This window comes from Sciscionella sediminilitoris, from assembly GCF_000737195.2.
Classification (GTDB): domain Bacteria; phylum Actinomycetota; class Actinomycetes; order Mycobacteriales; family Pseudonocardiaceae; genus Sciscionella; species Sciscionella sediminilitoris.
The window spans coordinates 85,177-94,844 of record NZ_JALM01000094.1 but is presented as its reverse complement, the minus strand read 5'-3'; the positions used below and the strand labels follow the sequence as shown (position 1 = coordinate 94,844).

Genomic DNA, 9,668 nt, shown 5'->3' with positions numbered 1-9,668 from the left:
AAGTGCCGGTTCTCCACGGCCGCGGCCCGCCCCTCCGGGAGGATCTGCAGGACCTTCTGCGCGAGCTCCCGGTCGGCTTTGAAGTTCGCGCCGCCACCCAGGTAGTAGTCATACATGCGCGCCACGTTGGGTGTCAGCGAATCGATCCCAGCCAATTCGTCTGATGACCATTCCTCGGTCATGACTACTCCGTCCGTCGGCGTGTCGCGGAGCACCATGTTGGCACAGTCGGCAACACGCCGTCGCACGGCTGGAGTATCGGTTCAGTATCTAGGCGAGTTCGATGAGCTCGCGGTACTCGTCGGACCAGAAGTCCTCGGTGCCATCCGGCAACAAAATCACCCGTTCGGGTTCGAGCGCGTCCACGGCGCCCGGGTCGTGCGTCACCAGCACGACCGCACCCGCATACGAACGCAGCGCGGAGAGCACCTGCTCGCGGGAGGCCGGGTCCAGGTTGTTCGTCGGCTCGTCGAGCAGCAGCACGTTCGCCTGGCTGGACACCAGTCCGGCAAGCGCCAGCCTGGTCTTCTCACCGCCGGAAAGCGTGCCCGCGGGCTGTTCGAGTTGCTCACCGGTGAACAGAAAGGTGCCGAGCAGGGTGCGCAGCCGCTGCGCGTCGATGTCCGGGGCGAGGTGACGGATGTTCTCCCACACGCTCGCGGTGTGGTCGAGCGTCTCGTGTTCCTGGGCGTAGTACCCGATCCGCAGGCCGTGCCCGGGAACCAGGGAACCCGAGTCGGACTTCTCCATCCCGCCGATCAGCCGCAGCAGCGTGGTCTTGCCCGCACCGTTGAGTCCGAGCACCACGACCCGTGAACCGCGATCGATGGCCAGGTCCACCCCGGTGAAGATCTCCAGCGAGCCGTAGGACTTGGACAGGTTCTCCGCCTGCAGCGGGGTTTTCCCGCACGCCGCGGGTTCCGGGAAGCTGATCTTCGCGACCTTGTCGCTGACGCGTTCCTCATCCAGGTTGGACAGCATCTCCTCGGCGCGGCGGGCCATGTTCTTGGCCGCGACCGCCTTGGTGGCCTTCGCGCCGAGTTTCGCCGCCTGCGCCTGCAACGCCGTGGCCTTCTTCTCGGCGTTCGCCCGCTCCCGGCGACGGCGCTTCTCATCGGTGGCGCGCGCGTCGAGGTAGCGCTGCCAGCCCATGTTGTAGAGGTCCACCTCGCCGCGCTGGGCGTCCAGGAACCACACCTTGTTCACCACATCGCCGAGCAGTTCGACGTCGTGACTGATCACCACCAGTCCCCCGTCGTGCTGTTTGAGGAAACCGCGCAGCCAGGAGATCGAGTCCGCGTCGAGGTGGTTGGTCGGCTCGTCGAGCAGCAGCGTGGTGCTCGAGCGCCCGGTCGCCCCGGTCTGCGCGGCGGCGAACAGGATGCGCGCCAGCTCGACCCGGCGCCGCTGTCCGCCGGAGAGGGTGCGCAAGGGCTGCGGGAGGATGCGGTCCTCGAGGCCGAGGTTCGCGCAGATCCGGGCGGCTTCGCTTTCCGCGGCGTATCCGCCGAGCGAGGCGAACCGCTCCTCGAGCTTGCCATAGCGGACGATCGCCTTGTCCCGTGCGGAATCGTCGGCGAGCTCGGCCATCTCGGTCTGCGCCTTCTCCATCCGGCGCAGCAGTTCGTCGAGCCCGCGCGCGGAGAGCACCCGGTCCTTCGCCGAGGTCTCCAGGTTGCCCTCGCGCGGGTCCTGGGGAAGGTAGCCGAGTTCCGCGGCGGGGACCACGGATCCCGAATAGGGTTCGCCCTCCCCGGCGAGCACGCGCAGTGTGGTGGTCTTGCCCGCACCGTTGCGCCCGACGAGGCCGATGCGGTCGCCGGGCTGCACCCGCAGGTTCGCGCCGGAGACGAGGATGCGTGAGCCCGCGCGCAGTTCGAGCTCGGTTGCCGAAATCATGGTGAAAACTCCCAGAAAATGGTCAGGTCAGTGGGCAGACTTCTCCCCGGATACGGGTCAGTCGGCTATTCGACCCAGACCATCGAGCGGGCGCAGGGCCCGAGTTCCACCAGAATCACGAATCCAGCTTACGTGCCGGGGGCAACGGATTTATCGCTCGGGTGAGCGGTCTCATGAATCAGGATCTCCACCCCGGTCGCGGCCCGGGCAACCTCCTCGAGCAGTTCCCGCCGCGGTTCGCCGATCTGCGGCCGCCACGGTTCGGCCAGCGCGAACACCCCGCGCAGGCTCTCCCACCCGGCGAGCAGGTCGAGACAGGACCGGTCACCGGCGAGAATCACGGCGTCCAGCCGGTCCAGTTCGGGTACCAGGACACGGCGGATGTCCTCGGCGACCGCGCGCAGCGAGGCCTTGGCCTGCCCGGCTCGCCGGCGCGCGAACCGCTGCTGAGACCAGCCACCGGCCGCTGTCCGTCCCTGTACGTAGTGCCGGTCGGTCGAGGATCGCCGCACGATCCCGTCCTCGGCGATCCCGAGGCTGTGTGCGCGGCTGCGCACCAGCACCAGACCGATCCGGCGCGGTCGTCCCAGGTGCGCGAGCAGCGGATCGAGTACCAACCCGGGTTCGGTCCGCTCCGCCTCCCCGAGCGGTCCGTAGGGCACCGGGACCTGCGCGTAGCTGCCGTCCACGGCGGTCACCCGCACACTGCGCGCCGTGGTCACGGTGTATTCCGCGCCCCCGTGACCCGCCGTGAACCGCTCGAACCAGCCACGCACCCGCGGGCGCGCGACCCTGATCCGCTTGTCGGTCACGGCCGGACGCCGAGCCACAGCGGCACGGGGTGACCGGTCGCCGCGGGCTCCGAGACGCGCACCCTGGTGAACCCCGCCTCGGCGAGCAGCGAACGCACCTGTTCGGCGGGGAGCACCCGGTGCACCGTGGTCGCCGTGTCCACGAGCACCCAGCGGCCACCGCTCTTGCGCAGCCGCAGCACGTCGATGCTGTACGAGCCGCCGTCCGCGGACCACTCCCACACCGAGGTGATCAGCTCGCGGCCACCGTCATGGCGCAGTACCCGCGGCGGCGCCGTGACCGGGCGCGGTTCGCGGAACACGGGCACCGCCGCCACCAGCACCCCGCCGGGACGCAGTGCGGTCAGCGCGGCGCGCAGGAAACCGGGAAGCGTTCCGTCCGCGGCGCGCCGGGGAAACACATCCTCGGCGCAGTGCACCGCGTCGAGCGAGCCGTAGGCGCCGTGTTCCCCGGACTCGTCGAGCCGCCCGATCCGGTTCGGCCGCTCCCCCAGTTCCGCGATCGTCAGTGCCAGGACCGCGTCCGTGGGTGCCTCGACAGCGCCGTCACCGCGCTGCACCGGCACTGGGGGCGCCTCGGCTGGTGCGAAGCTACGGGGGTCGCGAGACACGGCGACACCGTATGTCCTCACCTCACCGGGACCAAACAGGTGCCCGTCACGTGTGTCGCACCCTTCGATCGTAGGTACCCGAATCGATGCCCGTGTGGGTAAATACTCGATGCGTACTACGACCGCGACAGCGGGGAGTCAGCATGACAACGGCGGTGCCGAGACCCGGCATCCACGGCATGGATGGCGTTAACGCTATCGACCAATCGGCTCACGAGGCCGGTAAGCTCCACGAACTGCTCGAACGCGGACCGTTCCCGGACGCCCTGCGCGCCGCGATCGCCGCGAGCGGCCTGAGCCTGGACCGGGTGCAGTATCGGCTGCGTCGTCGTGGTGTACGGGTCAGCGTGGCCACACTCAGCTATTGGCAGTCGGGAAGGCGGCGTCCGGAACGCCCGACCTCCCTCGATGCGCTCGCCCATCTCGAGGCGGTGCTCGACCTGGCTCCCGGCGCGCTCTCCGCGCTGCTCGGGCCGCCGCGTCCACGGGGAAGGCGCGGCCAGGACGGGCTGCCCCCGATCGAGTCGTTCTGGGGATCGCGGTCCACGGTGAGCCAGCTGCTCTCCGACTTCGACACGACCACCGATCTGCAACTGCGCAGGCTCTCCCAGTACGACTACGCCACCATCGGCGCCAACCGGGTGATGCGCTCGCACTTCTCCCGTCAGGTCATGCGCGCCGAGCACGACGGCCCGGATCGCTGGCTGCTCGTCTACGACTGGGGCGAGGACGTGCGCGGGCTCGAACGCCCCCGGCCGGAGATCACCCACGTGCGCAACTGCCGCATCGGCGCGGTGCGCACCCACGAGGACACCAGCCTGTTCTGCGTGGAGCTGTTGTTCGCCCGTCCGCTGCGCCGCGGCGAGACCCTGCTGTTCGAGTACGAGCTGCGCAATCCCGGCGCGGACCGGACCCTGTCCGAGCCGGTGGACCACGTCGCGCGGAAGTTCCGCACCCCGTGCCGGGAGTACCTGCTCGAGGTCCGCTTCGATCCGGATGCCGTTCCCGCGCGGTGCCAGCAGTACAGCGTGCAGCACGAGGATTTCGTGCGCCGCACCCGCAATCTGGCGGTGGACGAGGACGGCGGGGTGCACACCATCGCCATGGACTTCGGCGCCGGGGAGTTCGGCGTGCGCTGGGACTGGTGAACCTTTTCGCTAGAGCACGAAGGTCTCGGTCCACGGGGTGCCGGTGCGCCCGGTGATCGCGTCCAGCAGCGCGACCGCCTGTGAATCGGTCACCGAGGCCACGTAGTCGAGCACGCCGCGCCCCCTGGCGAGTTCGCGCACCGCCCCGGGCACCTCGGAGCGCTCCCTGGTGGTGCTCATGAGCAGTTCGGGCGCCTCCTTGGCGAGCGCGGCGTACTCCCCCGCGGCGAGCTCCACCAGATCACGCAACCGTGCGGGCAACCGGTCGGCCTCGTGCCGGTCGGTGAGCCACGCGGTGAGTTCCTCGACCAGGGTGGTGAGCAGCCTCGCCTGGCCGCGCTGGTGCATCGCGAAGTCCGCCCGCCGCAATACGAACCGCTCGTGCACGAACTTCAGCACCTGCACCTCGTGCCAGGGCTCGGCAGTGAAGAGCACGTGCCCGGAGCGCACCGGTGGCCGAGCCACGAGCCGCACCCCGTCCACGAGCCGGGCGGCCCAGGTGCTGAAGAACCGCGCGACCGACTGCTCGGCCCCGGTCGATCCGTCGAACGGGCTGGTGAGCAGGCCGTCGACCAGTTCGGTACGCACCCGGCCCACCGCAGCGGCGAACGCCTCGTCGTCCACCGCCCAGGAGTCCTTCGCGTGCAGCCTCCTGCGCAGTGCCTCGAGCGCGCTGCCCGGACGGGCCCCGGGCTGCTCCAGTGCCTCGGCGGGCAGCGCCGCGAAATCCTCCGCCCCGGAGAGCCATCCGGACAGCTCCGCCGAGACGCTGGTGTGCTGCAGCACCCCGATCCGGTAGAAGTCCTCGACATCGTTGATGGCGTTCGCGATGTCATCGGCGGTGTCCATCACCGAGGCCTCGACGGTCTGCCGCCAGGGTTCGATCAGCTCCGCGAACGGTGCCCGCGCGGTGCGCATGTCCTCGAGCTCGGTCACGTAGGCCCCGAACTTCGCCGAGCCCGCGCTGTCCGGTGCCGCCGCACCACGCGGAAGCGGGCGCATCGTGCTCGGATGCGGCTGCGGGTCCGAACGCCTGCTCCACGGATACTTCAGCACCGCGGCCCTGGTCGCCGCGGTCAGATCCAGCCCGGCGGCGATCGGTCCCGTGGTGTCGATGCTGGTGATGATCCGGAAGGACTGGGCATTGCCCTCGAATCCGTCCGGCAGCCCGAACCGGTCGCGGGCCATCCGGTCGAGTACCTCCTCGCCGAGATGCCCGAACGGGGCGTGCCCGAGATCGTGCGCCAGCGCGGCCGCCTCGGCGACATCCGGATCGCAGCCGCCGAGCTGAGCGGCCAGTGCCGCCGCGGAATCGTCCGCGCACAGCCGCTCCGCGATCACCCGCGCGATCTGGGCGACCCGCAGGCTGTGCGTCAGCCGGTTGTGCAGTAGCAGGCCCGAGCCGCCGGGGCTCACCACCTGGGTCACGCCGCCGAGCCGGGAGAAGTACGGCGAGGAAGCCACCCGGTCACGGTCGGCACGGAAGGGATTGGCGGCCAGATCGCGCGCCGGGGCGGTCACAGTGCGGCTCTCCCGCTGCTCGTTCATCGGATGCGACCTTACCCGCAGCGAGGACGAAGAAATCATAGGCGTTTTGTCGGATATCGGCCGTATCATCCGCCTCATGAGCGAACTCGCGATCGAAGCCTCCGGGCTGGTGAAGGTGTTCGGCACGAACCGTGCGGTGGACGGGGTCGACCTGGCGGTGCCGGACGGCGGTGTCTACGGTTTCCTCGGCCCGAACGGGGCGGGCAAGACGACCACGATCCGGATGCTCGCCACCCTGCTGGTGCCCGATGGCGGGACGGCCACCGTGTTCGGCGCGGATGTGCGCCGTGCGGCGGACCGGGTGCGCTCCATGGTCAGCCTCACCGGGCAGTTCGCCTCGCTCGACGAGGACCTCAGCGGGACCGAGAACCTCGTGCTGCTGGCCAGGCTGCTCGGCTATTCCCGGCGCGCCGCCCGGACCAGGGCGGACGAGCTGCTCACGGCCTTCGGTCTCGCCGAGGCCGCGCAGCGCCAGGTCAAGGCCTACTCGGGCGGTATGCGCCGGCGTATCGACATCGCGGCGAGCATCGTGACCACCCCGCGCCTGTTGTTCCTCGACGAGCCGACGACCGGGCTCGATCCGCGCAGCCGCAACCAGGTCTGGGACATCGTGCGCGCCCTGGTCGCGCACGGCACCACGATCCTGCTCACCACGCAGTACCTGGACGAGGCCGACCAGCTCGCCGACCGCATCGCGGTGATCGACAAGGGCACGCTGATCGCCGAGGGCACGACCGGGGAACTCAAGGCTTCGGTGGGCACCGGCGCCGTGTACGTGCGCCTCGCCGAGCCCGGTCAGCGCGAGTCCGCGCGCGCACTGCTCGCCGGGGCACTGGGCACCGCGGTGCGCGCGGAGGCCGACCCGGCCGAGCTGTCCGCGCGGCTGGCCGATTCGACCGCCGACCCCACCGCGACCGTGGCCGCCGCGCTCGGCCTGCTCGCCGAGTCGGGCATCCCGGTCGCGCACTTCTCGCTGGGGCAGCCGAGCCTCGACGAGGTCTTCCTCGCCCTCACCGGTGAACACGTCAAGGAGACAGCCGCATGACCGCGACCCGTACCGAACCGGATCCCCAGGCACTCGAGGAGACCATCGGGGCCGCGCTGGCCGCGGGTGAACGGCCCGGCAGGCCGGGAGCGGTGCACACCTCGCTGACCTTCGGGTGGCGCGCTTTGCTGCGCATCAAGCACATTCCCGAGCAGCTGTTCGACGTGACGATCTTCCCGGTCATGATGACGCTGATGTTCAGCTTCCTGTTCGGTGGCGCGCTCGCCGGATCGGTGCACGACTACCTTCAGTTCTTCATCCCCGGGATCCTGGTGCAGAGCGTCATCATGATCACCATGTACACCGGGATGGCGCTGCGCACCGATATCGAGCGCGGGGTCTTCGACCGGATCCGCTCACTGCCGATCTGGCGCCCTTCCGCGCTCGTCGGGGCGTTGCTCGGGGACGCGGTGCGGTTCACCGTCGCCTCGGCCATCGTGGTCGGGCTCGGTCTCGCGCTCGGTTTCCGTCCCGCGGGCGGTGTCGGCGGGGTACTGCTCGGCGTGGCGATCCTGCTGCTGTTCTCATTCAGCCTCGCCTGGCTCTGGACACTGCTGGGCTTCGTATTGCGCACCACCAACGCCGTGATGGGCGTCAGCATGATGATCATGATGCCGCTGACCTTCGGCAGCAACATCTTCGTGAACCCCGCGACCATGCCCGGCTGGCTGGAGGCGTTCGTCCGGGTCAACCCGGTCAGTCACCTCACCGATTCGGTCCGCGCGGCGATGACCGCGGGCCCGGTCTGGCCCGCGGCCGGCATCGTGCTGATCGAGTGCGCCGTCCTGCTCGCGGTGTTCGGCCCGCTCACGATGCGCCGGTTCAATCGCCAGACCTGACCGCGCGCGCGTCGAAGAAGAGGAACCTCGGCTTCGTACTGATGGTCCGGTAATCCTCGGGGAACAGCTCGCGGCACTCGGGCACCGGGGCCGGTTCGGTGAGCCGCTCGATCGCGAACCCGGAAGCCCGCAGTGCCTCGGTCATCGCGGTGAGCGGGCGATGCCAGAACCGCATCGTCACCGTGCGGTCGCCCGCGGGCCAGTCCTCGGTGAAGGCGTAGGTGGCGAAGTAGTCCTCGCCGCCGGACTCCGCGAAATCCATCGTGGGGTGATGGGTGGAGAACACCAGCCGCCCCCCGTTCCCGAGGACCCGGCGGAACTCCCGCAGGGTCGGCTCCCAGTCCCGCAGATAGTGCAGCACCAGCGGCGCGATGACCAGGTCGAAACCGTTGTCCGGCAGCGGAAGCGGCTCCGCGAGGTTCGCGTGCAGCAGCGTAGCCCGCGCACCGAGGCGTTCCCTGGCGAGCGCCAGGATTCCTGCGCTCGAGTCGAGACCGGTCACGCTCGCGCCGCCGGACAGCAATGCTTCGGCATGCGCCCCCGATCCGCAGCCCGCGTCCAGCACCCGGAGGCCGCGCACATCCCCGGCGAGTTCGAGGGTCGCGGGCCGTTCGTAGTAGGCGTTGTACGCGTTCCGTTCGTTGTGCCGCGCGTAATCCTCGGCCAGCACGTCATAGTCGTTGAAGCTCACAGCGGTCGAGACTAATCGGGCCGGTCAAACCATTTGCCCGCGCGAACCGGCGATTCCCGGCCGGACATCCGGAGATGCGCTCTGTCAGTGCACCCGGTCCCGACCTACCCGTTCGGGTGGCCGACCAGGTCACGGCACCAGCACTCTCCGTATCTCCGCCGACCGGGCGGATAACGCCGGGAACGGCGCCCGCCAGGTTTCGGCTCCCGGCATCGCGGCCACCACCCCGCCAACCATCCACAGTGGACAGATAACCCAAGGTTCCAGCCATGGCGCGGACCCGCTGCTTCGGATGGATTCGCGAACCGGGCATCGCGAACGGGGACCGACCGGATCCATCGGGCTATGCCATCCGGATATATACCGGCGGTCGCGCGGATGTCACAACTGTTAGCTTTCCACCAAGTACACCCGATCGGGTAACGCGCTGCCCAAAGACACGTGTTTCAGTGCCACGCTAGTCTCACGCCTATGGGCAATCGCGAGGACCTGATGACCGGAGCGCTGCAGTGCTTGCGTGAGAAGGGATACGCGCGCACCACCGCCAGAGACATCACTTCCGTCGCCGGGACCAGCCTCGCCGCGATCGGTTACCACTTCGGTTCCACGCAGAATCTACTCAACGAAGCGGCCAAGTCACTCGCCGAACAGTGGTTCGCCGCCCGCACCCGCGCCCGGGAGGCCACCACCGGGATCGAGGACCCGGCCGAACGGCTGCTCGCCTTCTTCCGCGAGGTGGTCGAGACGTTCACCAGCGATCGGCCCATGACCAAGGCGATCGTGGACATGATGCTGCAGGTCGATCACGTCAAGGAGATCCGCGAGGTCGCCCTCGCCACGTTCCAGCCCGCCATCATCGACTATCTCGTCGCGTTCGAGGGCGTCTCCCCCGAATCCGTGGACGAGCACACCATCCGCACCGCGGGCAACGTCTACCTCGCGGTGTTCCACGGGCTGATGCTGCACTACGTGCTCGATCCGGAAAGCGCGCCCAAACCCGAGGATTTCGTGGCCGGAATGCGCGCGATCGCGGCCCGGCTCGCCCCTGCGAACATGGAACGAGCCTGACCGCGAT

The 9,668-nt window shown here is 69.3% G+C and carries 10 protein-coding genes; 4 read left to right on the top strand and 6 right to left on the bottom strand.

What is annotated here, in order from left to right:
• The 4 genes from AD72_RS29730 to AD72_RS29715 all read right to left on the bottom strand — a co-directional run.
• A partial coding sequence (locus AD72_RS29730) for an SAM-dependent methyltransferase (RefSeq protein WP_031469946.1) occupies positions 1-182 on the bottom strand: 182 nt, incomplete at its 3' end.
• Positions 183-270: 88 nt separating this feature from the next.
• Positions 271-1,899, bottom strand: coding sequence for an ABC-F family ATP-binding cassette domain-containing protein (locus AD72_RS29725; protein ID WP_031469945.1), 1,629 nt, complete (start codon positions 1,897-1,899; stop codon positions 271-273).
• Positions 1,900-2,027: 128 nt separating this feature from the next.
• A complete protein-coding gene (locus AD72_RS29720) occupies positions 2,028-2,711 on the bottom strand; it encodes an acVLRF1 family peptidyl-tRNA hydrolase (protein WP_231645028.1) in 684 nt (227 codons plus the stop codon).
• Entirely contained in the window at positions 2,708-3,277 is a 570-nt protein-coding gene (locus tag AD72_RS29715) for a helix-turn-helix domain-containing protein (RefSeq protein ID WP_051899145.1), read from the bottom strand. The genes AD72_RS29720 and AD72_RS29715 overlap by 4 nt, the downstream gene beginning before the upstream one ends.
• Positions 3,278-3,465: 188 nt before the next feature.
• Between AD72_RS29715 and AD72_RS29710 the strand changes: the two genes are divergently transcribed.
• Positions 3,466-4,470 carry a helix-turn-helix domain-containing protein gene (locus AD72_RS29710; protein WP_031469942.1) on the top strand — a complete coding sequence of 335 codons (1,005 nt, stop codon included), beginning with the start codon at positions 3,466-3,468 and terminating at the stop codon, positions 4,468-4,470.
• A 9-nt stretch (positions 4,471-4,479) separates the two neighbouring features.
• Here AD72_RS29710 and AD72_RS29705 read toward each other — a convergent pair whose 3' ends face one another.
• A complete protein-coding gene (locus tag AD72_RS29705) occupies positions 4,480-6,018 on the bottom strand; it encodes a deoxyguanosinetriphosphate triphosphohydrolase family protein (protein ID WP_031469941.1) in 1,539 nt (512 codons plus the stop codon).
• A 76-nt stretch (positions 6,019-6,094) separates the two neighbouring features.
• On the opposite strand from AD72_RS29705, the gene AD72_RS29700 reads away from it, so the two are divergent.
• Together AD72_RS29700 and AD72_RS29695 are read left to right on the top strand one after the other, a co-directional pair.
• Complete coding sequence (locus AD72_RS29700; protein ID WP_031469940.1) at positions 6,095-7,063, top strand: daunorubicin resistance protein DrrA family ABC transporter ATP-binding protein; 969 nt, start codon at positions 6,095-6,097, stop codon at positions 7,061-7,063.
• Positions 7,060-7,902: an ABC transporter permease gene (locus tag AD72_RS29695; RefSeq protein ID WP_031469939.1), complete on the top strand. Its 843-nt coding sequence runs from the start codon at positions 7,060-7,062 to the stop codon at positions 7,900-7,902. Before AD72_RS29700 ends, AD72_RS29695 begins: the two co-directional genes overlap by 4 nt.
• Here the strand turns inward: AD72_RS29695 and AD72_RS29690 are convergent.
• A complete protein-coding gene (locus tag AD72_RS29690; protein WP_031469938.1) occupies positions 7,886-8,593 on the bottom strand; it encodes a class I SAM-dependent methyltransferase in 708 nt (235 codons plus the stop codon). The genes AD72_RS29695 and AD72_RS29690 overlap by 17 nt on opposite strands.
• A gap of 471 nt (positions 8,594-9,064) precedes the next feature.
• On the opposite strand from AD72_RS29690, the gene AD72_RS29685 reads away from it, so the two are divergent.
• Positions 9,065-9,661, top strand: coding sequence for a TetR/AcrR family transcriptional regulator (locus AD72_RS29685; RefSeq protein ID WP_037347769.1), 597 nt, complete (start codon positions 9,065-9,067; stop codon positions 9,659-9,661).
• Positions 9,662-9,668 lie beyond the last annotated feature (7 nt).